Here is a 25669-nt window from a genome sequence, read left to right as displayed (position 1 = left end):
CGTGGCGCCAGCGCCCTCTATCAGGGGGATTCGGGCAACGATCACTGTGTTTCAAAAGACGAAACAGCGGCGCATCGCGCCGCTGCAATCGTCCCGGTCACGCCTGCGTGATCACCCGCGCCCGGACGCCTGCTGAAGCCGCTCCAGCGCGCCGCGCGTGGTCGGGCCAAAGGCGCCATCCACCTGCCCTGCCCCCAGGTAGCCGCGCCGCACCAGCTCTCGCTGGATCTCTCGCGTGGTGGCATTGGGCAGCTTGTGCAACTGGGTGATCGGATGGGCATAGCCGTCGGCGATGGACTCGACCAGGTAGCGCGCCGCCTGGACGTGGTCCGCACGCACCGCACGGCCAAGGCTGTAGTAAACCCCCAGCGAGAACTTGCCCTGCGGCAGCCCCGCCGCCGCGGTCTCGCGGTAGATGGCCAGCGCCCGGTCAAAATCCTTCCGGACACCCAGCCCGCTGTTATAGGCCACCCCCAGCGAATAGCGCGCAGGCATGAAGCCGGACATGCGCGGGTTCTGCAGGATCGGAAGCGCCTCGCCATAGCGCTTCTTTGTGATCATCGCCCGAGCATAGCCGTAGTGCACCGCAGGATCGTCGCTGACCTTGCGCGCCGCGCTGCAGGCCAGTTCCGCCGCATCGGCGTCGAAATCCTCGCGCGACACGCCGGTGATCCCCTCGACCGCGAACACGGGCATGGAAACCTCCAGGCAGCGGACGACGATCGGCGGGCGGGCGGCGGCCTCTTCGGCCTCCAGCCGCAGTGCCGCGACACGGACCTCGGTCACGGCGAACTGTTCGCGGGCGTCCGCGAGATGCGCCTCGACCACCGAAAGCCAGTCGTCAGCCAGCCCTGCCGTGCTTTCGATACGCGCCAGCGCCTGGAGGACCTCGGCCTCGGTGCCGGCCTTGCGGATGGTCTCCAGCCCGCTGCCGATGGCGCGGCCAAATCGCTCCATGCCCTCGACGCGGGCTTTCACCCGTAGCGTTTCACCGGCCAGCCCGCGCCCAAGGCTTTCCCAGACATCGGCCGCCTCGGCATCGCCGGGACCGCCGGACCGGCGGGCGGTGGCGGCCTGCGTCCTGGCCCGGTTCACGAGGGCCTCGTAGAGCGCCAGCAATTCCTTGGCCTCTTCATGATCCACGGTCATCGCCCGGCGGGCATCGTTGGCCTTGATCAGCGCCCGGTCGATCGTGCGGCGCAACGCGGCAGAGCGTTGATCCTGCACCGCGTCCTTCAGCATGGCCACGGCGCGCAACTCTCCATCCTTGAACAGGGTTTCGGCCTCGCTCTTGCGCGAAGAGACAAAGGCCAGGCGCTCGCGGCTGGACTCTGCCAGGGTGGCGGTGCGTTTCAGGACGGACTCGATCTCGGCCTCGGTCGTGGCGCCGCGCAGCACGTCAAGTTCCCGGTCGATCGAGCTGAGCAGCGTCGGCATCACGCGGGCGCGTTCCTGCGCCTCGGTCAGCGGGGTGCGCAGGCGCTGCGTGATCCGGTCCCAAAGCGCCGACACCTCGGCGCTGCCCGGATCGAAGGAGGACTCGGCGTCACCGGCACGGGCCCGGGCCCGGTTGACCGTGCCTTCAAGGCTCAGCACCGCGCGTTCGGCGGCGCTGACCTCGCGCGAGATTTCGGCCCGCTGCAATTCGGCGGTACGCAGGGCCTCGTCGATGCGGGCCTTCAGGACATCGGCCTTGTCGGTGTCGACCGGGTCGGGGTCTGTTTCCTCGGCCAGCTTGCAAGTCCGGTCTGCCAGCCCCTGCGCCAGCGGCGCAAGCGGGTGCTCCCCACACTGGGCCAGGAAGGTCTGGTAGCCGAGGCATCCATGCTGTTCCGCCGCTGTCCAGAGAACCTCGCAGGCGCCCTGCCCCTTGGGCACTTCCGGCGGACGGGCCGGGGCGGCGGCCTTGAGGATCGCACTTTCCTTGAGAATGCGGGTCATCGGGATGGCAAAGTTGAACCCGGTGCGGTTGTCGCCCGCGTGGTGCAGCGCCACGACCTGCCGGTCGGAAATCCGGAACACGGGAGAGCCCGAGTTGCCCCCCAGCGTGTCGCAGGTATGGACCACCTTGCCCTCGGTCGAGACCGGCGGATCGCCCGCGGCACAGCCCTCGCGGCTGATGTGCTGGGCCTGCCCCTGCGGGTGGCCGATGATCCAGAGGAATTCCGACGGATCGGGATCGGCATCGGCCAGTTCGACGGTGCCATAGCGCGCCGAGGGATCCCCGAAGACACGCAGGACCGAGTAATCCAGCGCGGCGCTGGTCTCAAGCGGCTCCAGCCCCACCTGGAATTTCTCGGCCGTGTCGGGCTTGGCGGCATCGACATAGCCCGCGACGAACTGCGCCGCCTGCACGCCCGTGCCGTCAATGCCCGGGATACAGTGATTGTTGGTCACAAGGTGCTGCGTGTCGACGATGAAGGCGGTGCAATAGCCGGTCTTGCCGTTCTTGTAGAGCACATCCAGCCGCCCCACAGGGCGCCCGAGCCTGCGCGCGATGCTTTTCTCGCCGTAAGAGATGACAGGCTCGTTCTGGTAGTCGCCAAAGGCCTGTTCCAACACGAACCCCGTGCCCGCCGACTGGCGTTTGGCCACGACGATCTTGCCGAAATCGGCGGGATCGAATTCCACCGGCTGCGCGGCGAGCGGCGCGGCGAGCATGGCGGTCAGAAAGACACTCAAGACGGAATGGCGCATTTTGTGGCCTCGTCGGAAAAAGGGTGCGCAAAGGTTACGCTCCGTCACCCCATTCCGCCAAGTCCGGAATCTCTGGCCTCAATCCGGGCGCGAAATCACCCGCCTCAGGGTCTTGTTGATCGTTCTGCTGCGTTCGCCCTTGCTCGTGCCTGTCTGGACCTGCCTGCCTCTTGAACTGATGACCCAGCCCAGACCCGGATCAAACCAATCGGTATAGCTTGCCTGCAGGTTGTCGGTTTCAAAAGTGTATTCGATTTCCCAGACCAACCGCCGCCCGGAGTTCGACGTGGCATAGATTTCGCAGCACCGCTGCACGAGGGACATGCGATAGATAGCCTCTGGTTCGGGATCGGTGTCCCAGTCCCAGTTTTCGGTCCATGTCATGCGCTTGCCGTTGCGCATCGGGTAGAACGGACCGCCCGTCTCTTCCGTAGTTTCAACTTTCGAGGCGGCGCGGTCATTCAGGATGTCCGCCGCGGTTGCGCCCTTTCCCGGTTCCAAAACACGCGCGGAATAGTCGGCTGCGACGAACTTGAACCCATCGCGTTGCACAAAACCCTGGCATTTGCTGTTGCCCTCCTCGCACCACAAATAGGCCACATGCCCATCTGGTGCGGGCAGAAAGTGATAGGCGACATCCAGGGCGCTGGAGTCATCCAACTCGTCCTCGGTGAAAAACGTGGTGCGCTCGCGCATCACAAACTGCAACCCGGCCAGCGGGCCGGGATCGGGTTCGATCAGCGTGGCGGACAAGGCTTTCATCGCCGCTTCCCGCTGTTCTTTTGCTTCCGTCGCCAGCGGCGACAGCCGGTCTCTCTCAGTCTTGTAAAGCTGGAGTTTCGCCAGCAAGTCCGCCGCCGCCTCGCGCGCGGCGGCCTCTGTGCCTTCGCGAATGACGGCAAGGTCGCCCCGCACACGCGCCAGGATCCTCTTGTCCTCCAGGTCACGCGCCCCGTAGATCTCCTCGACCTTGGCATGGATCTCCAGGATCTTCGCCACATGGGGCGCGACGGCCGCGCGCGCGGGCGCAGCAAGGGGGTTTTCGTCCATCGCCTCGGCGAACATCTCGGTCAGGATTCTCGCGTTGATCGCGTCGGCCCGGGCCCATCCGGTATCGTCAAGCACCTCTTCGATGTCGCGGGCCGTCTTTCTGGCCCAGTCTTCCAACTCATCCCGCGACAGCGCGTCGAGGTCGACGATGTCCTCTGCCGGGGCTTCCGGCGCAATCGCATCTGCTTCGGCAGGCGGTGCATCGTCGCGCGCGGTTTCTTCAATCGGCGGTTTGGCCACCGCAGGGGCGTCGGGCGCCTTTTCTTCCGGCACGGCGGCAAGACGGCGCGCGTCCTCTGCCGCCTCCAGCTCGCAGACCCGCTCCGCGTGACGCGACACCATTGCCGCCAGCGGATGCGCCTCGCAGGTTTCAAGAAAGGTCTCGTAGCCCGCGCAGCCATAGTCCGGTGCGGCCTCCAGCATCGCTTCGCAACGGGCATCCACCTGCGGCGCCTTTGGAACGGGCGCCACCGGCACCGCCGCCTTCAGCACCGCGCTTTCGGCGAGGATACGCGCCATCGGGATGGCAAAATTATAGCCCGTCCGATTGTCGCCCGCATGATGCAGCGCCACGACCTTGCGGTCGGTGATCCGAAAGACCGGCGAGCCGGAGTTGCCGCCCAGCGTGTCACAACTGTGCACCAGCTTGCCTTCTGGCGACACGGCCGGATCGTCGGCGGCACAGCCCTCGCGGCTGATATGCTGCGCCTGCCCCTGCGGATGGCCGATGATCCAGAGCAGCTCCGCGTCCTCGGGCGCCTCAACGGCCAGGTCGACCTTGCCAAAGCGGGCCGAGGGATCGCCAAAGACGCGCAGAACGGAATAGTCCAGCGGCACGCTGGTCTCGACCGGCCTGGTCGAGACCTGGAATTTTTCCGCCCCGCGCGCCTGTGCCCCGTCCACGAAACCGGCGACGAACTGCGCCGCCTCGACCCCCGCACCCCCGACGCCGGGGATGCAGTGGTTGTTGGTCAGGATATGTTGCGCATCCACGATGAAGGCGGTGCAGACACCGGTCTTGCCGTTGTCATACAGGACATCCAGCCGCCCCACGGGTCGGCCCAGACGACGCGGCAGGCTGTTTTCGCCATAGGTCAGGATCGGCTCGTTCTGGTAGTCGCCAAAGGCCTGTTCAAAGGTCAGGCCGCCGCCACCGGCGGATTGCCTCGGCGCCAGGATGACCTTGCCGAAATCGGCAGGGTCGAATTCGACGGGCTGGGCCGCGAGCGGCGCGGCACAGAGCAGGGAAAGAACAAAGGCACAGCGTCGGATCACGGGGACCTCGCTTAGATTGAGGTTTCCCCTAGGCTAGGCCGACACGGGTCAAAGACCAAGGGTGGGTTTTCCACCACCCCGTTGCATACCTAGGGCAGGCAGTCGTCGCCCGGCCCCGGCCGGCAGGTCCTTAGCTGTTCCCGGGCGATCCGAGCGATCCGCGGGCTGGCCTCGATGATCCGCGCGACGGGCACCGCCACGGCGTCTCCCTCGGGCCCGTTCCCCGAACGGTGCAAGGCAGAAACCGCGATCGGCCCCGAAATATCGAAGAGCGGCGCGCCCGAGGTGCCCGGCAGGGTATCGCAGCGATGGCCCAGCCGGCCGTCCGGGGTCACGGCGGGGTCGGTCGCCGCACATCCAAGGCGTGCGATCCGCAGCGGGCCTGCCACCGGATGGCCGATCATCCACATCGGCTGCGCGCCCAGAACCGGGCGCAACGCGAACCGGACAGCGCCAAAACGCAGCGACGGCGCGCCAAAGACCTGCAAGAGCGCGTAACCCGTCTCTCGGTCGATCTCGATCGGACGGTGATCGACAGTGTAGACCTGCGCCACGGAGGGCATCTCACCGTCATCAAAGCCCATCACCAGCGTCATGGCCACGATGCCTCCCTCGACGGGCAGGCAGAGGTCGGAGGTCAGCACAAACGCCTCGTCCACGATGACGGCGGTGCAGTGACGGACCTTGTTGCCATTGCTGGCGTATAGGACATCCAGCCGCCCGACGGACCGGGCGGCCATGCGCATCGGGCTTGTATCGGCAAAGGCCGACAGCGGCTCGTTCATGTCCCGCGTCCCCGCGGCACCGACCCTGACCGACCGGACCGGAACCGGCTGGACAATGCGGCCAAAGGCCAGGGGATCGCCTTCGAACGGCTGCGCCTGCGCCGCAGGCACCGGCAGACCAAGCATCAGGACCGCCAGGGCGAAAACAACTGCAACCGTTCTGAACATCATTGATCCGTACACATTGGCCAGGCAGATGTGCTGCGGGAAACACCATCCGTCAAGGACGACGTCACGCCCCCGGACAGCTCCAGCCCTCATAGCGCCATCGCCACCCGGCCAGCGCCTTGTCCAGCTCGTCAGTATGGGCATCGAAGTCCTCACCCGCCACGGCACGGTCCTCGGCAAAGGCAAAACCACCGCCCTCGGCTTCGGTGAGTTGGAATCCCTTGATGGCCAGGAAATCCTGAACCACCGTGGCGTTGATGTCGCCCGCCGGGCTGGGCGTGGCGCGATGCACCACGCGCCGCACCCCGGTGCCGTCATCGCCCCGCGCCGCAAGCTCTGCCCTCAATGCGTCGTTGCGCGCCTGGTTGGGGGCCTTTCGCTTGCGGAACAGGCCGAACATCAGTTGATGAGCTTGGGCTTTGCCATATGCGTCGCGGATTTCGGCATCACGCCCAGGCGGCGCGCCACCTCGGTATAGGCATCCGCGAGGTTGCCCAGGTCATGCCGGAACACGTCCTTGTCCAGCTTCTGGCCGGACTCTATGTCCCACAGCCGGCAGCTGTCGGGCGAGATCTCGTCCGCCACGATCAGGCGCTGGTAATCGCCGTCATAGACCCGGCCGACCTCGATCTTGAAGTCCACCAGCCGGATGCCGACGCCGTACATCAGGCCCGACAGGTAATCGTTCACGCGCAGCGCCAGCGCCACGATATCGTCCATGTCCTGCTGGCTGGCCCAGCCGAAGGCGGCAATATGTTCCTCTGTCACAAGCGGATCGCCCAGCTTGTCGTCCTTGTAGCAGTATTCGACGATCGGACGCGGCAGGGCTGTGCCCTCCTCGATCCCCAGTCGCTTGGACATCGACCCGGCGGCATAGTTGCGCACGATTATTTCCAGCGGCACGATCTCGCAGGCACGGACCAGTTGTTCGCGCATGTTCAGCCGCTTGATGAAATGGGTCGGGACACCGATGCCGTTCAGCCCGGTCATGAAGAACTCGGACAGGCGGTTGTTCAGCACCCCCTTGCCCTCGATCACGTCCTTCTTCTCGGCGTTGAAAGCGGTGGCGTCATCCTTGAAATATTGCACGATGGTGCCCGGTTCGGGGCCTTCATACAGGATCTTCGCCTTGCCTTCGTAGATTTTCTTGCGCCGTGCCATCGGGGCCCTTTCCAAACGGATAGACCGCGCAAGGAGAATCCGGGCGCGGTGGCGTTTTCCTTATTACAGAGCCCGTCATGCTGCAAGTCGGGCGCGGGCTGCGGCGCTTCTGCCCCTTGCACCGCGCGCCCCGGAGCGGCATATCCAAGGGAAAGTCACGTTGCCGAGGGAGCCGCGCTCATGACCACCTTCGACGATCGCGAAAACGCGTTCGAGAACAAGTATGCCCACGACGAGGAAATGAAGTTCAAGGCCGAGGCCCGCGCCAACAAGCTTCTGGGGCTCTGGGCGGCCGAACTGCTGGGCAAGACCGGCTCTGACGCCGATGCCTATGCCGTCGAGGTCATCAAGGCCGATTTCGAGGAAGCCGGCCACGAGGACGTGGTGCGCAAGGTCGCGGGCGACCTGGGCGACAAGGCCACCGCGGACGAGATCCGCTCCAAACGCGCGGCGCTGCTGGTCATGGCCAAGGACCAGATCATGAAAGAGGCCTGAGGGTTTCTTGCAGGGACATTGCCAGGCCAGCCGCCACGCGGCTGGCCTTTTTTGTGGGCAAGCGTCGCCGCGCCCCACTCGTTCCAGCCGTCCCGTTTCTAGCCGTCCCGGCCCGGTTCTTTCGGGTCGCTGGAGAACAGGGCAATCTTGTTGCCCTGAGGGTCGCGCAGGTAGCCCACATAGAAGTTCGGCCCATATGACGCCCGAAAGCCGGGCTGGCCTTCGTCGGTCCCGCCCGCGTCAAGCGCGGCGGCATGGAGGTCCCGCACCTGTTTTTGACTGCGCGCCTCGAAGGCGATCATGGATCCGTTTCCGGCCGTTGCCGGCCCCCCATCGAAGGTCGGCTTGACGTAGAAATCAGGCAAGGCGACAGGCTGGCCCGCCTGCACGGGCAGGCAATAGCTCAACCCTTCCGGCCCCTCGGCCAGGTCATAGCCCAGGGCGGGCAGGAAGGCGGAATAAAACCGTTTGGAACGCGCGATATTATCCGTCCCCACCGTGACATAGGCAATCATTACTGGCTCTTCTTTCCGGACATTTGGTCATTCGCCGTCGCTGTCCGTCTTGTTGTAGGTCAGGGTCGGGGGCGGGACAATATACCCCGTTCCGTCCGCACCACCCCGCCGGTCTGGACATTTCCGCGCCGCTCTGCACAGATGCGCGGCAGATACGGAACGGGACCTCCCTTAATGCACGACACCTTGCGCGGCTGCCTCTGGATGACAGGGGCCATCGCCTCTTTCACCGTCATGGCCATCGCCGGGCGCGCGGTCAGCCTCGATCTCGATACCTTCGAGATCATGCTGTACCGGTCGCTCATCGGCATCGCGATCGTGCTGTCCGTGGCCGGCATGGCGGGCACCCTGTCCCACATAACGACCCGCAACATGCGCACCCACCTGCTGCGCAACCTCTTCCACTTTTCCGGCCAGAACCTGTGGTTCTTCTCGATCACCGCGATCCCGCTGGCCCAGGTCTTCGCAATCGAGTTCACTTCGCCCTTCTGGGTCATGCTGCTGAGCGCGCTGATCCTGGGCGAAAGGCTGACGCCGAACCGCGTGGGCGCGGCGATCCTGGGCTTTATCGGCATCCTGATCGTCACCCGCCCCTCGCCCGAGACAGCCGATATCGGCCAGCTCACCGCCGCGCTGGCGGCCATCGGCTTTGCCGGCTCTGCGGTCTTTACCCGGCTGCTGACCCGAACCGAGCGGATCACCTGCATCCTCTTCTGGCTGACCGTCATGCAGGCGGCTTTCGGTCTCGTCTGCGCGGGCATCGACGGCGACATCGCCCTGCCCGCCGCCGACAGCCTGCCCTGGGTGGTGCTGATCGCCTTCGCCGGGCTGGTTGCGCATTTCTGCCTGACCACGGCGCTCTCGCTGGCGCCTGCGACGGTGGTCATGCCCATCGACTTTGCCCGCCTGCCGGTGATCGCGCTGGTCGGCATGCTGGTCTACGCCGAGGCGCTGGACCCGCTGGTCCTGCTGGGCGCGCTGGTCATCTTCGGCGCCAACTATGCGAACATCTGGTTCGAAACGCGCAAGACCCGGTAAACAGGGCCTTTTCCGGGACCAACGCCGCCCCGCGCAAGGTGTTACAATTTCGTGACGTTGCGTTGCGGACACGGTTGCTGACGTTTCGTCACAGATTGACCGTTTCGTTAACCCCTCAATAGCTTATCCACAGGAGACTTCCCACACTCAGGGATAGAGGGACAAAATGATAAATCGACTTATAGGGGTGGGCGCGCTGGCGCTGGCACCGCTGGCGGCGCAAGCCGGCGGCATCGACCGTTCGGGCCAATCGATCGGCGTGATCTTCGAAAAAGGCACTTATGCCGAGTTCAGCTTTGGCTCGGTTTCGCCGAACGTGTCCGGCATGCAGGTCGTCACCTTTCCCCCGGCACTGGGCGGCTCGACGGCGGGCAGCAAGTCCGGCGACATGACGAACAGCTACCTGCAGTTCGGCGCCGCGCTGAAACACGACTACAACGACAAGTTCTCGGTCGCCCTGATCCTTGAACAGCCCTTCGGCGCCGACGTGGAATACGACACCGGCACCGGCTACTTCGCCTCTAGCGCCACAGCCAAGCTGCAGTCCGAAGGCCTGACCGCCGTCGCGCGGTACAAGTTCAACGAGAACTTCAGCGTGCATGGCGGCGTCCGCTACCAGCGCCTCACCGCCGAGGCCTTCATTCCCTACATCACGCTGCCCGTCGGACCGCTGGCCGGCACCCCCTATAGCGCGGATACCCAGCGCGACGCGGGGTGGGGTTACCTGCTGGGGGCCGCCTATGAACGGCCCGACATCGCCCTGCGCGTCGCGCTGACCTACAACTCGGGGATCCAGCACGATCTGCCGACGGTCGAAAGCTCGGCCATCGGCCTCGCCAACAGCTCGACCACCGGAATCAAGACGCCGCAATCGGTGAACCTGGAATTCCAGACCGGCATCGCCCCGGACACGCTGCTCTTCGGTTCTGTCCGCTGGGTCGACTGGAGCGAGTTCGAAATCCGTCCCACCGATTACGACGCCCTGACCGGCGCGCTGGCCGGCGGCCCGGGGGTTGCGCTTGTCTCCTACCAGGATGACACGATCACCTATAACCTCGGCGTCGGCCGCCGCTTCAACGAGAACTGGGCCGGCTCCGTCTCGGTCGGCTACGAGCCGGCAAACAGCAATTTCGCCTCGAACCTGGGACCGACCAACGGCAACTGGAGCGTCGGACTCGGCGCCGCCTATACCCAGGGCAAGTACGAGATTTCCGGCGGCGTGCGCTATGTCCGCATCGGCGAAGCGGAAACCGAGGTCGGCCCCTTCTCGCCCGCGACCTCCTTTGACGACAACCACGCCATCGGCGTCGGCATGAAGATCGCGGTCAACTTCTGATCCTGCACCTGACCGGACGGAGTGACCCGGGGCTGCCAGCGGCCCCGGGTTTTTCGTATGGCGCGGTCCAATGCGCAGGTTCCGGATCGCGCGGCGGGCCTCTCGGGGCTACTCCGGAACCATGACACAGACCTCCCTTTCCCCCCGCGCCTGGGCCGAGCTGATCCTGCTGGGCCTGATCTGGGGCTGTTCCTTTCTTGCGATCCGCACCGCGCTGGACGAGATCGGGCCGCTGACCTCCGTCCTCTTTCGCACCGGCATTGCGGCGCTTGTGCTCTGGCCGGTGATCCTCTGGCGCGGGATCGCCCTGCCGCGCGGCTGGCGCATCTGGCGCGGCCTGCTGGTCATGGGGGTGCTCAACAACGTGATCCCCTTCACCCTGATGGCCTGGGGCCAGTTGCACATCCCCTCGGGCCTGACCTCGATCCTCAACGCAACGACGGCGATCTTCGGGGTGCTGGTGGCCGCGGCGGTCTTTGCCGACGAGCGGCTGACCACGCGCAAGGCGCTGGGTGTCACACTGGGGTTCGCGGGCGTGGTGACGGCGATCGGCCCGGCGGCGCTGCTGAGCCTCGACCTGACCTCGACCGCACAGCTTGCGGTGATTGCCGGGACCTTCTCCTATGCCTGTGCGGGGGCCTGGGCGCGCGTCCATCTGCGCGGGCTGGCACCCCTGGCCGCCGCCGCCGGCATGTTGACCTCCTCGACTCTGGTCATGGCGCCGCTGACCCTGATGACCGAGGGGCTGCCCAGCCTCGCGCTGTCTTCTGCCACCTGGATCGGCATTCTCTACTACGCGCTGATCGCCACCGCGCTGGCTTATCTGTTGTATTACCGTGTGCTTGCGATGGCGGGTGCGGGCAACCTGATGCTGGTCACGCTGCTGATCCCGCCCACGGCCATCGCACTTGGCGCCCTCGTCCGCGCCGAGGACCTGCACCCGGGCGCCTACGCGGGGCTGGCGCTGCTTGCCCTTGGCCTGTGCGTTCTGGATGGGCGGTTGTTCCGGACGGCGGTCAGGGTTTGACGCGGGCGCACGGCCCGCGTAATCCGGTCCAAACCGACTTAACGGGATGCGATCCGCGATGCTCTACCCCACTGCCCAGGCCTGGCGCGATGCGCCCCGCAAACGCGTTGTGCTTTATGCCATGTCGGGCCTCGGCAAGACCCATGTGTCGAACCTGCTGCGCGAGGAAGGCGGCTGGTTCCACTATTCCATCGATTACCGCATCGGCACCCGCTACATGGGTGAATACATCGCCGACAACGCCAAGCGTCACGCCATGCAGGTGCCCTTCCTGCGCAAGCTGCTGCTGACGGATTCGATCTACATCGGCTCCAACATCTCCTTCGACAACCTCACGCCCGTCTCGACCTACCTCGGCAAGCCCGGCAACCCGGAACTTGGCGGCCTGACGATGGACACCTACCGCCTGCGCCAGTCGCAATTCGAACGCGCCGAACGCCAGGCCCTGCTGGACACCGAGTATTTCATCTGGCGGGCCGAGGATCTCTATGGCTACCCGCATTTCATCTGCGACACCGGCGGCAGCATCTGCGAATGGGTCGATCCCGCCGACCCCGAGGACGAGATCCTGACCGCGCTCAGCCAGCAGGCCCTGATGGTCTGGATCAAGGGCAGCGAGGCCCATACCGAGGAACTGATCCGCCGCTTCGACCGGGCGCCCAAGCCGATGGCCTACCAGCCTGCCTTCCTCGAAGATGCCTGGGCGCGCTACCTGGACGAATTCGGCCTGACCGAACAGCAGGTCGACCCCGACACCTTCATCCGCTGGACCTATGCCCAGGCGCTGGCCCACCGCCAGCCGCTCTACGAGGCGATGGCCGAAAAATGGGGCGTGACGGTCGAGGCCACGGATATGGCTCAGGTCCGCGACCAGGCCGATTTCATCGAGCTGATCGCCGCCGCCCTGCCGCAGGGCTGACGCGCGGCCCCGGAACGGTCTCCTGCACAAGAAATGGACGTCACCGGTATTATCTTTGCCCGATCCGCCCCGGGCTGTTGCTAGGCCTGGCCCCGACACATAGTGTCGGGCGCATATGCGAACATCGTGGTTCACATTCGGAAAGACCGGCGGGCAAACCGGGGCGCGGCCCCATCGTCGCGCCGGTGCCCGCAGGGGCGGACCCGAGATCCGGGCAGGGACGCATGCGGCCGGCACAGGGCCGCCCTGACGCGACCCTTCCCCCCCGCCTCATCCCCGGTTTTCACCGCTGCCCCGGCTCCGCCCCGGCCAATTGGCCCGGAACCGTGCGGGTGGCCCGTTTCTCCTGCTTGCCCCATGACAGCCGATCCCCTATCTAGGCCTCCGCGCCGTGAAAGGACCCGACCGATGCCCATCAAGCTGCCCTCCGACCTGCCCGCCTTCGATGTGCTCACGCGTGAGGGTGTCATGGTCATGACCGAGGAACAGGCAGCCCGGCAGGACATCCGCCCGCTGCGCATCGGTCTGCTCAACCTGATGCCCAAGAAGATCCAGACGGAAAACCAGTTTGCCCGCCTGATCGGGGCCACGCCGCTGCAGATCGAGTTCAGCCTGATCCGCATGTCCGAGCACCAGACCAAGAACACCGCCGCCGAGCACATGGAGACCTTCTATCGCCCCTTCACCGAGGTGGCCGCCTCCGGCGAGAAGTTCGACGGGCTGATCATCACCGGTGCGCCGATCGAGCATCTGCCCTTCGACGAGGTCACCTACTGGGACGAGCTGCGCCAGGTCTTCGACTGGACCCAGACCCATGTGCATTCCACCTTCGGCGTCTGCTGGGGCGGGATGGCGATGATCAATCATTTCCACGGCGTGAAGAAACACATGCTCGAGGCCAAGGCCTTTGGCGCGGTGCGGCACCGCAACCTGGAACCGGCCTCGCCCTACTTGCGCGGGTTCTCCGACGACATGGTGATCCCGGTGTCGCGCTGGACGGAAATTCACCGTGACGAGGTGACGGCCGCCGGCCTGCCGATCCTGATCGACTCCGAGGAAACCGGCCCCTGCCTGGTCGAGGACCCGTGCCACCGGGCGCTCTATATCTTCAACCATCTCGAATACGACAGCGGCACTCTCAAGGAAGAATACGACCGCGATTTCGCGGCGGGGAACCCGATCAACGTGCCGGCCAACTACTACCCGGACGACGATCCGTCGAAACCGCCGCAGAACCGCTGGCGCAGCCATGCGCATCTTCTTTACGGAAACTGGATCAACCAGATCTACCAGTCGACGCCTTTCGACCTATCCTTAATCGGAAAGGCCCCTGTCGAAGCCTGACAGGGGTCCGGTCCGTCACGGAGTAAAAGGTGTTACGTATCCTGGGTGCCGTTCTTCTTCTTTCCCTGCTGGGCGGCTGCGCCGTCACGCAGATGCGCGCCGACCGCATGGAGCGCGAGGCAGAGACACGCTGGCCCCCCGTGGGCCGGTTCGTCGAGGTCGATGGCCTGCGGGTCCACTACGTCCAGAAAGGCCGCGGCCCGGACGTGGTGCTGCTGCATGGCGCCAGCGGCAACCTGCGCGATTTCACCTTTCAACTGGTCGACCGGCTGGCGCGCGACTATCGCGTGACCGCCTTCGACCGTCCCGGGCTGGGCTACACCACGCGCGAGGCGCGCTTTCAGGGCGCCTTCAATGCCCGCGCGGAAACCCCGCAGGACCAGGCTGCCGCGCTGGCGGCGGCGGCGGCAAAGCTGGGGATCAGGCGGCCCGTGGTGGTCGGCCATTCCTTTGGCGGGGCGGTGGCGATGGCCTGGGGGCTGGACCAGGATGCCGCCGCCGTCGTCAGCCTGGGCGGCGCGATCATGCCTTGGCCCGGATCGCTCGACAGCCAGTACCAGGTGCTGGGAAACCCGCTGGGGGGCGCCGTCGTGCCGCAATTCGTGACCGCCTACTACTCCGAAGACCGCGCCCGGCAGGCGGTGGCGGGCATTTTTGCGCCCCAGGGTGTGCCAGAGGGCTACCTCGACCACATCGGACCCGGCCTCAGCCTGCGGCGAGAGACGATCCGCGCCAATGGCCGCCAGGTCGCCGCCCTGCGCCCCGCCCTTGTCGAGATGTCCAGACGTTATCCGCAGATGACGATTCCCGTCGAGCTGGTGCATGGCACCGCCGACACCACCGTGGGCTATGAAATCCACAGCGTCGCCGCCGACAAGCTCTTGCCCGATGCCCGCGTCACCCCCTTGGAAGGTGTCGGCCACATGCCCCAGCACGCCCGCCCCGGCGCCGTGATCGAGGCCGTGCGCCGCGCCACGGCCCGCGCCGGCCTGCGCTGACCCCGGGTCGTCGTCCGCCCTGTCACAGGCCCGACAATGGTTTGCGTTAATCCTCTTAACATCCCATAGTGCCGGTCACTTAGACGCGCGAGGCCCTCCATGACGCTCCCCTTCGACGGCGCCATTTCCAGCTACTTCGAGCATGACGCCCCCAAGCCCGTGCGCGAGGCGATCAGCCGCGCCGACAAGGACGACATCCTCGACACCGGCTATCCCTATTCCGAGGAGATGAAGCGCAAGGCCTACGACAAGGAGATGGAGCGCCTGCAGATCGAGCTGGTCAAGATGCAGGCCTGGGCCAAGGAAACCGGTGCCCGCCTTGCGCTGGTCTTCGAGGGGCGCGATGCCGCCGGCAAGGGCGGCACGATCAAACGCTTCCGGATGAACCTCAACCCGCGCGGCGCCCGTGTCGTGGCGCTTGGCACGCCGTCCGACCGCGAACAGACCCAATGGTATTTCCAGCGCTACATCGACCATCTTCCTGCGGCGGGCGAAATCGTCTTCTTCGACCGGTCCTGGTACAACCGGGGCGTGGTCGAACATGTCTTCGGCTTCTGCAACAACGCACAGCGCGAGCACTTCTTCACCCAGGTCCCCGCCTTCGAAAAGATGCTGGTGGACGAGGGCATCCATGTTTTCAAGTTCTGGCTGAACGTGGGCCGCGCCGAACAGCTGCGCCGCTTCATGAAACGCGAGAACGACCCCCTGAAACAGTGGAAGCTCAGCCGCATCGACGTCGAGGGGCTGGCCCGCTGGGACGCCTATTCCGCCGCCATCCAGGAAACCCTGACCCGCAGCCACACCGCCACCGCGCCCTGGACGGTGGTGCGCTCGGACGACAAGAAACGCGCCCGGCTGGCCGCGATCCGGCATGTGCTGACTCACCTGGACTATGCGCGCAAGGACGTGAAAGCCCTCGGCGCGACGGATTCCAGGATTCTCGGCGGGCCGGAGATCTGGGAGGCCTGACGGGCCGGACATGGTCAAGAAACGCGGATACCATCACGGCAACCTGCGCCAGGCGCTGGTCGAGGCCGCGCTGAAGCTGATCGAGGAGAAAGGCCCCTCGGGCTTCACGCTCTCGGAGGCGGCGAAACAGGCGGGTGTCACCCCGGCGGCGGTCTACCGGCATTTTTCCGGGCGCGAGGACCTGATCGCCGAGGCCGCGCGCCAGGGCTATGAGATTTTCGCCGATGTCATGCAATACGCCTATGACAAGGGGCAGCCATCGGCGCTGGCCGCCTTCGAGGCAACGGGCCGCGCCTACCTGGCCTTCGCCCGCAAGTACCCCGGCCATTACATCGCGATGTTCGAATCCGGGGTGTCGGTCAACCACTCGCCGGAACTGGCGATGGCCTCGGCCCGGGCCCGCGCGGTGCTGGAAACCGCGGCCGAGAAACTGTCACAGCATATCCCGCCCGAAAAACGTCCGCCTCCGGCGATGTTTTCGGCCCATATCTGGGCGCTCAGCCACGGGGTGGTCGAGCTGTTCGCCCGCAACTCGCCCGGCAGCCAGGCCCCCTTCCCGCCCGAGGACCTGCTGGAATCGGGCATCGGCGTCTACCTGCGCGGGCTGGGGTTATTGCCGCCGGACCAGTAGAAGGGACCGGGCGGGGGCACCGCCCCCGCTTGCCAGGGGCAAGTCCCCCGAGGTATTTCCGGCACAAAGAAGCAAGAGGCGCGCGCCGTGACCGCCGCCAGGGAGCCAGGATGACCAAGACCTTCTTTCTCGGCCTCGGGGGCCAGAAATGCGGATCCTCCTGGATCCAGGCCTACCTGGCGCGCCAGCCCGGATCGGATTTCGGCCGCCTGGGCGAATACCAGGCCTGGGAGCACCGCCTGGGCGGCGTCTTTGCCCGTTACCGCGCGCCGGAACCCACTGCCCTGGGCAAGCTGCGCGCCCATGCCAAGGTCGCGCTTGGCGCTCTGGAACCGGCAGCGCACCTGCGCTGGCGCCTGCAACGGGACGAAGACGCCTATTTCGACTATTTCGCCGGGCTGCTGTCACAGCAAGGGATCACCCGCACCGGCGACATCACCCCGTCCTACGCAGCGCTTCCCGTCGAACTTCTGGCGCGCATCCGGGACGGGTTCGCCAGCCGGGGCGTCGCCGTCAAACTGCTGTTTTCCATGCGTGACCCGGTCGACCGCCTGCGCTCTCACCTGCGCATGGAGATGGAAAAGGGCCGCCTCCCCGAGGCCCCCGAGAACGAGGCCCCCCTGCGCGCCTTCTACGCCACCCCGGAGGCCGAGGCGCGCAGCCGCTACGACCGGACCCTGTCCGCCATCGAGGCTGTCTTTGACGACGGCGACGTCTTTCTGACCCCGTTCGAGACGCTGTTCACGGCCAATGGAATCGCCGACCTGTCGCGCTTCGCGGGTGTGGCCGTGGACGCCCAGGCCGGAATGCGCGCGGTCAACAGCCGGGCCAAGGGGTCCGGCCTCTCGGAGGAACTGGAAGGCGAGATCGCCCGCCACTATGCCCCCGTCTACGAGGCGGCGGCCCGCCGCCTGCCCCAGGTCGCCGAGGCCTGGCCCTCGGCCCGCTTCGTGCTGGCGCCTACCAGCGCATGAGCCCGCAGCGCAGCAGTTGCTCGGGCCCCTCGTAGGCCACCGAATCCGCGTCGAGGAACCCATCCTCGACACCCCGCATCCTTTCCAGCAACTGGGCGTAATAGCGATACTTGGCGGCAGCATTGGCATGGGCGCCCCAGGCGGTCGCCCGGTCGATCTTGTCGGCGAATTGCGCCGTAAAGACGAAATGCGCGACCGTCAGCAGCACCTCGGACGAGGGCGGCAGGTTGCCATAGTGCGAGCCGGTCAGGCGGCTGTGCGAATCGCGCCGCACCAATGGCGTCTTGTGCCGGGGCGATTTCTGGAACTGCTGCGCCTTTTTCGCACGCGACGACATCCAGATCCGCTGCCACCCCCGCCGCACCACCTGCGGCGCGACCCCGTACCGCTCGAACAGGCGGGCCGTCTTGGACTTGCCCATCAACTCGGGCTGGGCCCCCTCCCGAAGGGCCACCAGTTGCTCGCACTGGAAATGCGGATAGGCCGCCATCAGCCCGTCAAAGCTTTCCGGCAAGCGCCCCGACAGCCCGGATGCAGAGGCCGGAAAGAACTCCACCACCGAGGCCACCGCCGAAGGCCCGCCCTCCGCCCGCAGCCGGTCCGCAACCTCGCGGATCGAACCGACACCCGGCGGCAGGATCAGGAACTCATCCGCATCAAGGTAGCTAACGTAGGCACCGTCGAAGAACAGCGCCGGCAGCGCGATCTTGAAATAAACGCCCAGCCGCTCGTCGCGCACGACCCCTTCGGGATCGCGGTAGCGGATCGGGCTGCCATAGCCCATGCCGTCGGACCGCATCACGACGACGTCGCCTTGTGCGCACAGGAACTCGAACGACCCGTCGGACGAGGCATCGTCCCAGATCAGGAACTGCTCGTAGCCGATCGCCCGGTGATGCGCCAGCCAGGCGGGCAGAAAGCCGATCTCGTCCTTCATCACCGAAAACAGCGAGAGCTTCGCAGGGTCCACCTCGCCCGACACCACCCGGGCCAGCCGACCTGCGTCCTCGATCCCCACCGTCTCCATGCGCTTACCCTGCTTCTTTGGTTTCCAAATACCTCGGGGGGCTTGCCACAGGCAAGCATGGGGGTGGAACCCCCACCCACCAAAAAAAAAGAAGGGACCCCGAAGGGCCCCTGCAATCGCGATATCGATACGATCAGCGCTTCGAGAACTGGAACGAACGACGCGCCTTGCGCTTACCGAACTTCTTACGCTCGACGACACGGCTGTCGCGGGTCAGGAAACCGGCCGCCTTGAGCGGGCCGCGCAGCGAGGGGTCGTAAAGCTGCAGCGCCTTCGAGACACCGTGCTTGACCGCGCCGGCCTGGCCGGTCAGGCCGCCGCCCTTGACGGTGGCATAGACATCGAATTCGCCTTCGACACCGGCCACCTGGAACGGCTGGCGCAGGATCAGCTGCAGCACCGGACGGGCAAAGTACTTGTCCATTTCCTTGCCGTTGACGGTGACTTTGCCGGAGCCCGGCTTGATCCAGACGCGGGCAACCGCGTCCTTCCGCTTGCCGGTAGCATAGGAGCGGCCCAGTTCATCACGGACCGGCTCACGCGGGGCTTCCTCGGCGACGACGACGTCCTCGACGCCGGCTGCTGCGCCCAGCTCTTCCAGAGAGTTGATCTGATCAGCCATTATTTCGTCACCCGGGTGTTCTTGGAGTTCTTCGATTTCACGTCCAGAACCTCGGGGTTCTGGGCTTCGTGCGGATGCTCGGCGCCGGCGTAGATGCGCAGGTTGGTCAGCACCTTGCGCGACAGGCGGTTGCCCGGCAGCATGCGCTTGACGGCCTGGAAGACGACGCGCTCGGGGTGGGCGCCTTCAAGGATCTGCGCCTTGGTGCGCGACTTGATCCCGCCGGGGTGGCCGGTGTGCCAGTAGAAGTTCTCTTCGCGCTTCTTGCCGGTCAGCTGCACCTTGTCCGCGTTCACGATGATGACATTGTCACCACAGTCCATGTGCGGGGTGAAGGAAGGCTTGTGCTTGCCGCGCAGCCGCATGGCGACGATCGAGGCGAGACGGCCCAGAACGAGGCCTTCGGCGTCGATCACGATCCATTTCTTGTCGATGTCTGCCGGAGTTGCAGAGTAGGTTTTCATATGTATCGGTCCGTTTCGAGTGAGAAAGCCGAGGCAAAGCCCCGGCCCTGAATTCGATTGCGCCGTTATACGCAGGCGATTTTCCCAGTCAAGCGCACCGATGCAAAAATAAACAAGTAAAATCAATCCATTACAATTACGGTATCAAAATACCCCAAATTTCGACGCTACTCCAACCCTGCACAAGGTCAGGGAAAACCGCCTTGCGATGCACCGGACCGCCATGCAGTCTGCGCCCGAACAACGACATGACCCCCGATGCAACCACTCTCTTTCCTCGGTCCAATCCTCTCCGGCCTCGCCCTGCTTGCGGTCTCGACCGCCGTCGGCGCCGGGGCCATGCGCAAGCTGGTCCACGTCTACGAGGCCAAGCACGAGCTGAAACAGGGATCGGCCGGCTTCCTGCGCACCATCGCGGGATGGTCCTGGATTGCGATCTGGGCAATGGCCACCTGGTTTTTCGCCACGATCATCGGTGACTGGGGCGCCTCGGGCGATCTCGACGGGGCCATCGCGCGGTCCTGGCTGCGTCTTGAAATCTTGCTGCACATCGCCAGCGCGCTCTCGGACGCCGATTCATGAACATGATCGACACCGACCAGTCAGAACTGCGCTGCCCGAACTGCGGCGGCCAGTGTCTCTACGATCCCGCCGCGCAGGCGCTGGCCTGCACCAGTTGCGGCGACACCCGGACGCTGGAAACGCCCTGGGACGGGGCCGCCAGCGCCGAGACGGACTATCACGCGGACACGCCCGAAACCCTGCCGCCGGACCTGCCCGACAGCCGTGCGCATCGCTGCGAAACCTGCGGCGGCGAGGTGGTGTTCACCGGGGCCGCCCTGTCGGACCGCTGCCCATATTGCGACGGCGCCGTGGTGCTGTCCTCGGCCGACACGGGTTATCGCACCACCGCGCTGATCCCCTTTCGGGTTCCGGAAAAGGATGCACAGAAACATGCGCTGGACTGGGTGCGCGGGCGGCTCGCGGCCCCCAATGGCCTGGCCGCAACCGTTGAAAAAGGCCGTGTTGCGGGGCTTTACGCCCCGTTCTGGACCTTCGACAGCACCGAGGCGGTCGACTACTGGGCCAGCTACACCACCGGCAGCGGCAAGAACCGCCGCACCCGGCGCACCAGCGGCCGCATGACGGTGGATTTCGACGATCTCCTGATGCCCGCCAGCCCGCATGTGACGCCGCTGATCCGTGACGGCATCCTGCACCATTTCGACCCGCGCCGCCTGCGCCCCTACCGCGCCGGGTATCTCGCCGGGTTCGCCGCCGAACGCCATCATCAAAGCGTGGCCGAGGGCCTGTCCGCCAACGAGGCGGACAAGAGGCTGCTGATCCGCAACCGGATCAAGGGCCATATCAACAAGAGCCGCGTGTCCAATATCGGCTTCAACGCCGACACCTCGGGCATCCGCTATCGCCGCATCCTGCTGCCGGTCTGGATCCTGCACTACCGCTGGAACGACACGCCGATGAAGGTGGTCGTCTCCGGCCTCGACGGGCGCACCTTCGGCGAACGCCCCTTCTGCCGCTGGAAGCTGACGGGATACGCCGCCCTGGCCAGCCTGGCGGTGATCGCCTTCGGCCTGCTCTGGGGGATCGGCGCCGCGCCCTGACCGCCTTGCCCGGACCGCATGGCGATTTTTCTCGCGCTTGCAGCAATTTCCTCTTGAACGACTCGGGGCAGGCTCTTAGGTGGGCCTCACTTTCGGACCCGATCCCAACCCGGACGCCCAGCCCTCGTGCTGGGCTCATGTGTCTTCGGGGGGCGCTAAGGGACCGACTGGAACGCACTGCTGGCTTGAAGGAGGCATGTCATGAAGGACATCAACCTCTTCCAACTGGGGTACGGTCTGGAGACAGGCGCCCAAGAGGAAGACACCACCCGGGGTCTGGCCCCCGCTAATCAATCCGTGTTGCCGCGCGACGTCTTTGACGAGAGCCGCGACGATCACTTCATCCGCCGCGACGGCAGCGTCTTCGCGGGCACTCACCTGATCATCGAGGTGGTCGACGGCGAGGGCCTGGACGACGAGGCCCGCATCCAGCAGGCCTTTCGCGACTGCGTCGAGACCTGCGGCGCGACTCTGTTGCACATCCACACGCACAAGTTTTCGCCCCAGGGCGTGAGCGGCGTGGCGGTGCTGGCCGAAAGCCATATCTCGGTCCACACCTGGCCGGAAATCGGCTACGGCGCCTTCGACGTCTTCATGTGCGGCGATGCCGAACCGTGGAAGGCCGTCGACGTTCTGGGCCGCGCCTTCTCGACCGCCGACGTGCGCGTCAAGGAGCTCAAGCGCGGCGAAGGCGTGGTGGCCGAGGCGGGTATCGCGGCCTGAACGCCGGACCCGTTCCCGAACGAGGGCGGCCCCGGCCGCCCTTTTTTCATGTCCCCCGTTGAGATGACACGCGGCGCGGCTATCCTGCCGCCCGCATGCCGCAAGGAGACCGACCCGATGACCGACAAGACCTGGATGCGCGAAGCGCTGCACGGCCACTACGCCCAGAGCTTTACCGTCGACGAGCTGCTGTACGACAGCGAAACCGACCACCAGCGCCTGCGCGTCTTTCAGAACGGCACCTTTGGCCGGATGCTGACGCTGGACGACGTGGTGCAGACCACCGAGGGCGACAATTTCATCTACCACGAGATGCTGACACATGTCCCGATCCTCGCCCACGGCGCGGCGAAACGGGTCTGCATCGTCGGCGGCGGCGATGGCGGCATGGCGCGCGAGGTGCTGAAACACGCCGGCGTCGAACAGGTCACGATGGTCGAGATCGACGCCGGCGTGGTCGAATTCTCCAAGCAATACCTGCCGATGCTGTCCCAGGGCGCCTTCGAAGATGAAAGGCTGGACCTGGTGATCGCGGACGGGGCCGAGTTCATGAAGGTCACCCAGGGCGGCTATGACGTGATCATCGTCGACAGCACCGACCCCATCGGTCCCGGAGAAGTCCTTTTCACCGATACCTTCTACGGCCATGCGAAACGCGCACTGGCCCCGGGCGGAGTTCTTGTCACGCAGAATGGCGTACCCTTTCTGCAGGGCGAGGAACTCACCAACACCATGCGCGCCTTCCAGGCGCTCTTTGCGGATGCCACCTGTTACATGGCGACGGTGCCCACCTACGCGGGCGGACCGATGGCCTTTGGCTGGGGCACCGATGGCGCGGCGCGCAGCGTGACGGTCAAGGACCTGACAGAGCGTTTCGCCAGCGCCGGCATCGCCTGCGACTACTACACGCCCGAGGTGCATAAGGCCGCCTTTGCCCTGCCCGGCTATGTGCTGAAGCTGATGCCCTGAGGGGAAACGATTTTTGAGAAAAATCGTTGGGGGGCGCTGCCCCCCGCGCCCTGCGGGCGACTCCCCCCGAGGTATTTGCAAAACCAAAGAAGCCGCGGACGCCCCTATCCCCGCGGCGGGATCGAATAGGTCAGCGAGGCATGGGCCAGCGGCTTGGCCTCGCCCTCGCTGTAAAGCAGCACATCCGTCACCGACAGCGTGCGGCCCAGCTTCAGCACCCGCGCCTCTGCCAGAAGGTCGACCCCGGCGGCAGGTTTGCGCATGAAATCGATCGAGCAATGCGTGGTGACCGTCAGCGCCTGTTTGCCGATTCGCGCCAGCGTCGCCACATAGGCCGCCACATCCGCCAGGCTGAACATCGCCGGGCCCGACACCGTGCCGCCGGGCCGCAGGTGCCGCTCATTGTTGTAAAGCCGCATGACCAGCAGGTCCTCGTCCAGCCTGTCGATCCCGAACATGCCATCCACCTGGGGAAAAACCTCTTCCAGGTACTCACTCACCTCTGCGGCATTCAGTTTCAGCGTCACCGTCTTTCCTCCCGATCTGGCGGCAGCTAATCTGGCCCAAACGAGGAGGACAAGATGCAAATCCTGGAACGTCGCGACACGGATGGCATCGCCCATCTGCACATGAACGCGCCCGAGCGGCTGAACGCGCTCTCGGACGAGATGCTGGCCGCGCTGCAGGACCAGATCGACGCCCTGGTCAAAGACCGCGAAACGCGTGTCGTCGTGATCTCGGGCGCGGGCAAGGCATTCTGCGCCGGGCATGACCTGAAACAGATGCAGGCCGGCCGCCAGGCCGAGGACGGCGGCCGCGCCTATTTCGCCGATCTGTTCACCCGCTGCGCCAGCGTGATGAGCGGGCTGACCCGCCTGCCCCAGCCGGTGATTGCCCAGGCACATGGCATCGCCACCGCCGCCGGTTGCCAGCTGGTCGCCTCCTGCGACATGGCCGTGGCGGCCGAGGGCACGCGCTTTGGCGTGAACGGTGTGAACATCGGTCTGTTCTGTTCGACGCCGATGGTGGCGCTGACGCGCAACATCCACCGCAAGAAGGCCTTCGAGATGCTGACCACCGGTCGCTTCCTCTCGGCCGAAGAGGCCGAGGCCGCGGGCCTGGTCAACAAGGTCGTGCCCCATGACCAGCTCGAGGATGCGACGCGCGCCCTGGCCGAAACCGTGGCCGCCAAGCTGACGGCGGCAGTGAAGATCGGCAAGGGCACCTTCTACGAACAGATCACGATGGACCTGGACGCGGCCTATGCCCACGCCGGGCAGGTCATGGTCGAGAACATGCTGTGGCGCGATACCAACGAGGGGATCTCTGCCTTTTTGGAGAAACGCCCGCCCGACTGGCAAAAGGGTTAAGGCTTTCTGAGCGGTTTGTACAAAACGTCGGAAATGGCGTACGTTTCGTACAAAACGTACAAACTTCGGAGGGGTCTTGGCAGCGGCGCTGTCCTGGCCTAGATGCGCGCCATGACACAGGAATTGCATATCGTCGGCGGCGGAATGGCCGGATCCGAGGCGGCCTGGCAGGCCGCCAACATGGGCGTGAAAGTGGTGCTTCACGAAATGCGCCCCAAGGTGAAGACCTTCGCGCATCAGACTGGAAATCTTGGAGAAATGGTTTGCTCCAACTCTTTCCGGTCGGATGATCACGAACAGAATGCCGTGGGGTTGCTGCATTGGGAAATGCTGCAGGCCGGCGGGCTGATCATGGCCACCGCCTATGACCGGCGTCTGCCCGCGGGCGGAGCCCTGGCCGTGGACCGCGAAGGCTTTGCACAGAGCGTCACCGACGCCTTGCAGGCCCACCCCAACATCCTGATTTCATACGAGGAAATCGACACACTCCCGGACGATGGCCAGTGGATCTTTGCCACCGGCCCGCTGACCTCCCCCGGCCTGGGCGAGGCGATCCAGCGTGAGACCGGCTCTGACCGGCTGGCTTTTTTCGATGCGATCGCGCCGATTGTCTACGCGGAAAGCATAGATATGTCAGTGGCTTGGCGGCAATCTCGCTATGACAAGGGCGAGACAGAGGAAGAGCGCAAGGCCTATCTCAACTGCCCGATGACCAAGGAGCAGTACGAGGCTTTCATCGACGCCCTGCTGGCAGCGGACAAGACCGAATTTCACGAAGGCGAAACAGCAGGTTACTTCGACGGCTGCCTGCCGATCGAGGTCATGGCCGAGCGCGGACGCGAGACCCTGCGCCACGGCCCGATGAAACCCATCGGCCTGACCAATGCGCACAAGCCCGAGGAGAAAGCCTATGCCGTGGTGCAGTTGCGCCGCGACAACGCCCTGGGCACGCTCTACAATATCGTCGGCTTCCAGACCAAGATGAAGTACGGCGCGCAAACCTCTGTTTTCAAGATGATTCCCGGGCTGGAAAATGCCAGTTTCGCGCGCCTTGGCGGCATCCATCGCAACACCTTCCTGAACAGCCCGACGCTTCTGGACGATCAAATGCGCCTGCGGTCCAAGCCGAATATTCGCTTCGCAGGTCAAGTCACAGGGGTCGAGGGCTACGTCGAGTCCGCGGCAATGGGGTTGATCTCCGGACGCATGGCCGCCTCGGAAATCCTTGGAAAGACAATGCCTTCCGTGCCGCAGGACAGCGCCCACGGCGCCCTGATCCACCACATCACCGGCGGCGCCGAAGCCAAGACCTTCCAGCCGATGAACGTCAACTTCGGCCTGTTCCGCCCGCTCGAAGGGCTGCGCGGTGGCCGCAAGGGACGCCGGGAACGCTACAAGGGCTACACCGACCGCGCCAAGGAAGTTTGGAGCGCCTGGCTCGCCGAACAGGGGGTTGACGGCCAAGCCGCGGAGTAGAACCCTGCGCC

26 protein-coding genes are annotated in these 25669 nt (G+C 65.4%); 16 read left to right on the top strand and 10 right to left on the bottom strand.

Annotated features, from left to right (window positions below; translation table 11 throughout):
- Window positions 1–111: 111 nt before the first annotated feature.
- From BLQ71_RS02005 to purC, 5 genes are all read right to left on the bottom strand, one after another.
- Entirely contained in the window at window positions 112–2697 is a 2586-nt protein-coding gene (locus BLQ71_RS02005; protein ID WP_074620529.1) for a trypsin-like peptidase domain-containing protein, read from the bottom strand.
- A gap of 78 nt (window positions 2698–2775) precedes the next feature.
- Window positions 2776–5022: a trypsin-like peptidase domain-containing protein gene (locus BLQ71_RS02000; protein ID WP_074620528.1), complete on the bottom strand. Its 2247-nt coding sequence runs from the start codon at window positions 5020–5022 to the stop codon at window positions 2776–2778.
- Between the two features lie 89 nt (window positions 5023–5111).
- On the bottom strand, window positions 5112–5978 hold the full coding sequence (locus BLQ71_RS01995) for a trypsin-like serine peptidase (RefSeq protein WP_133066104.1): 867 nt from the start codon (window positions 5976–5978) through the stop codon (window positions 5112–5114).
- 61 nt (window positions 5979–6039) lie between these two features.
- The gene (locus BLQ71_RS01990; protein WP_074620526.1) at window positions 6040–6375 is read right to left on the bottom strand and encodes a hypothetical protein; all 336 of its coding nucleotides are present in this window, start codon (window positions 6373–6375) and stop codon (window positions 6040–6042) included.
- Window positions 6375–7136, bottom strand: coding sequence for a phosphoribosylaminoimidazolesuccinocarboxamide synthase (gene purC, locus BLQ71_RS01985; RefSeq protein ID WP_043139061.1), 762 nt, complete (start codon window positions 7134–7136; stop codon window positions 6375–6377). Before purC ends, BLQ71_RS01990 begins: the two co-directional genes overlap by 1 nt.
- Window positions 7137–7316: 180 nt before the next feature.
- Here purC and BLQ71_RS01980 point away from each other — a divergent pair, with 180 nt between their 5' ends.
- Window positions 7317–7631: a DUF1476 domain-containing protein gene (locus BLQ71_RS01980; RefSeq protein ID WP_043139064.1), complete on the top strand. Its 315-nt coding sequence runs from the start codon at window positions 7317–7319 to the stop codon at window positions 7629–7631.
- A gap of 98 nt (window positions 7632–7729) precedes the next feature.
- On the opposite strand, the gene BLQ71_RS01975 is transcribed toward BLQ71_RS01980, so the two are convergent.
- Complete coding sequence (locus BLQ71_RS01975) at window positions 7730–8146, bottom strand: VOC family protein (protein ID WP_069208362.1); 417 nt, start codon at window positions 8144–8146, stop codon at window positions 7730–7732.
- A 174-nt stretch (window positions 8147–8320) separates the two neighbouring features.
- On the opposite strand from BLQ71_RS01975, the gene BLQ71_RS01970 reads away from it, so the two are divergent.
- The 9 genes from BLQ71_RS01970 (at window position 8321) to BLQ71_RS01930 (ending at window position 17382) form a co-directional block, all read left to right on the top strand.
- Window positions 8321–9184 (top strand): DMT family transporter, encoded by an 864-nt coding sequence (locus BLQ71_RS01970; protein WP_074620525.1) that lies wholly within the window; start codon window positions 8321–8323, stop codon window positions 9182–9184.
- Window positions 9185–9350: 166 nt separating this feature from the next.
- Window positions 9351–10520, top strand: coding sequence for an OmpP1/FadL family transporter (locus tag BLQ71_RS01965; RefSeq protein WP_043139071.1), 1170 nt, complete (start codon window positions 9351–9353; stop codon window positions 10518–10520).
- A gap of 121 nt (window positions 10521–10641) precedes the next feature.
- Window positions 10642–11547 carry a DMT family transporter gene (locus tag BLQ71_RS01960; RefSeq protein WP_074620524.1) on the top strand — a complete coding sequence of 302 codons (906 nt, stop codon included), beginning with the start codon at window positions 10642–10644 and terminating at the stop codon, window positions 11545–11547.
- Between the two features lie 58 nt (window positions 11548–11605).
- Window positions 11606–12466, top strand: coding sequence for a hypothetical protein (locus BLQ71_RS01955; protein ID WP_043139076.1), 861 nt, complete (start codon window positions 11606–11608; stop codon window positions 12464–12466).
- A gap of 408 nt (window positions 12467–12874) precedes the next feature.
- On the top strand, window positions 12875–13810 hold the full coding sequence (locus tag BLQ71_RS01950; RefSeq protein ID WP_074620523.1) for a homoserine O-succinyltransferase: 936 nt from the start codon (window positions 12875–12877) through the stop codon (window positions 13808–13810).
- Window positions 13811–13839: 29 nt separating this feature from the next.
- Window positions 13840–14808 carry an alpha/beta fold hydrolase gene (locus BLQ71_RS01945; protein WP_074620522.1) on the top strand — a complete coding sequence of 323 codons (969 nt, stop codon included), beginning with the start codon at window positions 13840–13842 and terminating at the stop codon, window positions 14806–14808.
- 99 nt (window positions 14809–14907) lie between these two features.
- Window positions 14908–15777 (top strand): polyphosphate kinase 2, encoded by an 870-nt coding sequence (gene ppk2, locus BLQ71_RS01940; protein WP_043139087.1) that lies wholly within the window; start codon window positions 14908–14910, stop codon window positions 15775–15777.
- Window positions 15778–15787: 10 nt separating this feature from the next.
- Complete coding sequence (locus BLQ71_RS01935) at window positions 15788–16408, top strand: TetR/AcrR family transcriptional regulator (protein WP_074620521.1); 621 nt, start codon at window positions 15788–15790, stop codon at window positions 16406–16408.
- 110 nt (window positions 16409–16518) lie between these two features.
- Window positions 16519–17382: a hypothetical protein gene (locus tag BLQ71_RS01930; protein ID WP_074620520.1), complete on the top strand. Its 864-nt coding sequence runs from the start codon at window positions 16519–16521 to the stop codon at window positions 17380–17382.
- Here the strand turns inward: BLQ71_RS01930 and BLQ71_RS01925 are convergent.
- The 3 genes from BLQ71_RS01925 to rplM form a co-directional block, all read right to left on the bottom strand.
- Window positions 17369–18409, bottom strand: coding sequence for a glycosyltransferase family 2 protein (locus BLQ71_RS01925; protein ID WP_074620519.1), 1041 nt, complete (start codon window positions 18407–18409; stop codon window positions 17369–17371). The genes BLQ71_RS01930 and BLQ71_RS01925 overlap by 14 nt on opposite strands.
- A gap of 133 nt (window positions 18410–18542) precedes the next feature.
- Window positions 18543–19031, bottom strand: a complete 489-nt coding sequence (rpsI, locus tag BLQ71_RS01920) for a 30S ribosomal protein S9 (protein WP_043139093.1) — start codon at window positions 19029–19031, stop codon at window positions 18543–18545.
- Window positions 19031–19495, bottom strand: a complete 465-nt coding sequence (rplM, locus tag BLQ71_RS01915; protein WP_043139095.1) for a 50S ribosomal protein L13 — start codon at window positions 19493–19495, stop codon at window positions 19031–19033. Before rplM ends, rpsI begins: the two co-directional genes overlap by 1 nt.
- A 258-nt stretch (window positions 19496–19753) precedes the next feature.
- On the opposite strand from rplM, the gene BLQ71_RS01910 reads away from it, so the two are divergent.
- The 4 genes from BLQ71_RS01910 to speE all read left to right on the top strand — a co-directional run bounded on the left by BLQ71_RS01910 (window position 19754) and on the right by speE (window position 22812).
- The gene (locus BLQ71_RS01910; RefSeq protein WP_074620518.1) at window positions 19754–20077 is read left to right on the top strand and encodes a hypothetical protein; all 324 of its coding nucleotides are present in this window, start codon (window positions 19754–19756) and stop codon (window positions 20075–20077) included.
- Window positions 20074–21120, top strand: coding sequence for a TFIIB-type zinc ribbon-containing protein (locus BLQ71_RS01905; RefSeq protein WP_133065641.1), 1047 nt, complete (start codon window positions 20074–20076; stop codon window positions 21118–21120). Before BLQ71_RS01910 ends, BLQ71_RS01905 begins: the two co-directional genes overlap by 4 nt.
- A 201-nt stretch (window positions 21121–21321) precedes the next feature.
- Window positions 21322–21843, top strand: a complete 522-nt coding sequence (speD, locus tag BLQ71_RS01900) for an adenosylmethionine decarboxylase (RefSeq protein ID WP_074620516.1) — start codon at window positions 21322–21324, stop codon at window positions 21841–21843.
- Window positions 21844–21960: 117 nt separating this feature from the next.
- Window positions 21961–22812: a polyamine aminopropyltransferase gene (gene speE, locus BLQ71_RS01895; protein WP_074620515.1), complete on the top strand. Its 852-nt coding sequence runs from the start codon at window positions 21961–21963 to the stop codon at window positions 22810–22812.
- A gap of 104 nt (window positions 22813–22916) precedes the next feature.
- Here speE and BLQ71_RS01890 read toward each other — a convergent pair whose 3' ends face one another.
- Window positions 22917–23270 carry a PaaI family thioesterase gene (locus BLQ71_RS01890; protein WP_373286048.1) on the bottom strand — a complete coding sequence of 118 codons (354 nt, stop codon included), beginning with the start codon at window positions 23268–23270 and terminating at the stop codon, window positions 22917–22919.
- A 123-nt stretch (window positions 23271–23393) separates the two neighbouring features.
- On the opposite strand from BLQ71_RS01890, the gene BLQ71_RS01885 reads away from it, so the two are divergent.
- Both BLQ71_RS01885 and trmFO read left to right on the top strand, forming a co-directional pair.
- Window positions 23394–24182, top strand: coding sequence for an enoyl-CoA hydratase (locus BLQ71_RS01885; RefSeq protein WP_074620513.1), 789 nt, complete (start codon window positions 23394–23396; stop codon window positions 24180–24182).
- 111 nt (window positions 24183–24293) lie between these two features.
- The gene (gene trmFO / locus BLQ71_RS01880; protein WP_074620677.1) at window positions 24294–25658 is read left to right on the top strand and encodes a methylenetetrahydrofolate--tRNA-(uracil(54)-C(5))-methyltransferase (FADH(2)-oxidizing) TrmFO; all 1365 of its coding nucleotides are present in this window, start codon (window positions 24294–24296) and stop codon (window positions 25656–25658) included.
- Window positions 25659–25669: the final 11 nt, after the last annotated feature.

The sequence above is a fragment of the Antarctobacter albus genome (genome assembly GCF_900101505.1).
GTDB lineage: Bacteria > Pseudomonadota > Alphaproteobacteria > Rhodobacterales > Rhodobacteraceae > Antarctobacter > Antarctobacter albus.
Note: the sequence above shows the minus strand (reverse complement) of the source record. Positions and strands in the feature narration are given on the sequence as shown.

Excerpts from the sequence above, each read along its gene's own strand:
- BLQ71_RS01925 (WP_074620519.1), bottom strand. The coding sequence starts at position 18,409 with ATGGAGACGGTGGGGATCGAGGACGCAGGTCGGCTGGCCCGGGTGGTG.
- BLQ71_RS01905 (WP_133065641.1), top strand. The coding sequence starts at position 20,074 with ATGAACATGATCGACACCGACCAGTCAGAACTGCGCTGCCCGAACTGC.
- BLQ71_RS02005 (WP_074620529.1), bottom strand. The coding sequence starts at position 2,697 with ATGCGCCATTCCGTCTTGAGTGTCTTTCTGACCGCCATGCTCGCCGCG.
- BLQ71_RS01935 (WP_074620521.1), top strand. The coding sequence starts at position 15,788 with ATGGTCAAGAAACGCGGATACCATCACGGCAACCTGCGCCAGGCGCTG.
- BLQ71_RS01960 (WP_074620524.1), top strand. The coding sequence starts at position 10,642 with ATGACACAGACCTCCCTTTCCCCCCGCGCCTGGGCCGAGCTGATCCTG.
- BLQ71_RS01955 (WP_043139076.1), top strand. The coding sequence starts at position 11,606 with ATGCTCTACCCCACTGCCCAGGCCTGGCGCGATGCGCCCCGCAAACGC.
- ppk2 (WP_043139087.1), top strand. The coding sequence starts at position 14,908 with ATGACGCTCCCCTTCGACGGCGCCATTTCCAGCTACTTCGAGCATGAC.
- BLQ71_RS01910 (WP_074620518.1), top strand. The coding sequence starts at position 19,754 with ATGCAACCACTCTCTTTCCTCGGTCCAATCCTCTCCGGCCTCGCCCTG.
- speD (WP_074620516.1), top strand. The coding sequence starts at position 21,322 with ATGAAGGACATCAACCTCTTCCAACTGGGGTACGGTCTGGAGACAGGC.
- BLQ71_RS01990 (WP_074620526.1), bottom strand. The coding sequence starts at position 6,375 with ATGTTCGGCCTGTTCCGCAAGCGAAAGGCCCCCAACCAGGCGCGCAAC.
- BLQ71_RS01980 (WP_043139064.1), top strand. The coding sequence starts at position 7,317 with ATGACCACCTTCGACGATCGCGAAAACGCGTTCGAGAACAAGTATGCC.
- trmFO (WP_074620677.1), top strand. The coding sequence starts at position 24,294 with ATGACACAGGAATTGCATATCGTCGGCGGCGGAATGGCCGGATCCGAG.
- speE (WP_074620515.1), top strand. The coding sequence starts at position 21,961 with ATGACCGACAAGACCTGGATGCGCGAAGCGCTGCACGGCCACTACGCC.
- BLQ71_RS01970 (WP_074620525.1), top strand. The coding sequence starts at position 8,321 with ATGCACGACACCTTGCGCGGCTGCCTCTGGATGACAGGGGCCATCGCC.
- purC (WP_043139061.1), bottom strand. The coding sequence starts at position 7,136 with ATGGCACGGCGCAAGAAAATCTACGAAGGCAAGGCGAAGATCCTGTAT.
- BLQ71_RS01885 (WP_074620513.1), top strand. The coding sequence starts at position 23,394 with ATGCAAATCCTGGAACGTCGCGACACGGATGGCATCGCCCATCTGCAC.
- BLQ71_RS01965 (WP_043139071.1), top strand. The coding sequence starts at position 9,351 with ATGATAAATCGACTTATAGGGGTGGGCGCGCTGGCGCTGGCACCGCTG.
- BLQ71_RS01890 (WP_373286048.1), bottom strand. The coding sequence starts at position 23,270 with ATGTTCGGGATCGACAGGCTGGACGAGGACCTGCTGGTCATGCGGCTT.
- BLQ71_RS01995 (WP_133066104.1), bottom strand. The coding sequence starts at position 5,978 with ATGATGTTCAGAACGGTTGCAGTTGTTTTCGCCCTGGCGGTCCTGATG.
- BLQ71_RS01950 (WP_074620523.1), top strand. The coding sequence starts at position 12,875 with ATGCCCATCAAGCTGCCCTCCGACCTGCCCGCCTTCGATGTGCTCACG.
- rpsI (WP_043139093.1), bottom strand. The coding sequence starts at position 19,031 with ATGGCTGATCAGATCAACTCTCTGGAAGAGCTGGGCGCAGCAGCCGGC.
- rplM (WP_043139095.1), bottom strand. The coding sequence starts at position 19,495 with ATGAAAACCTACTCTGCAACTCCGGCAGACATCGACAAGAAATGGATC.
- BLQ71_RS01930 (WP_074620520.1), top strand. The coding sequence starts at position 16,519 with ATGACCAAGACCTTCTTTCTCGGCCTCGGGGGCCAGAAATGCGGATCC.
- BLQ71_RS01975 (WP_069208362.1), bottom strand. The coding sequence starts at position 8,146 with ATGATTGCCTATGTCACGGTGGGGACGGATAATATCGCGCGTTCCAAA.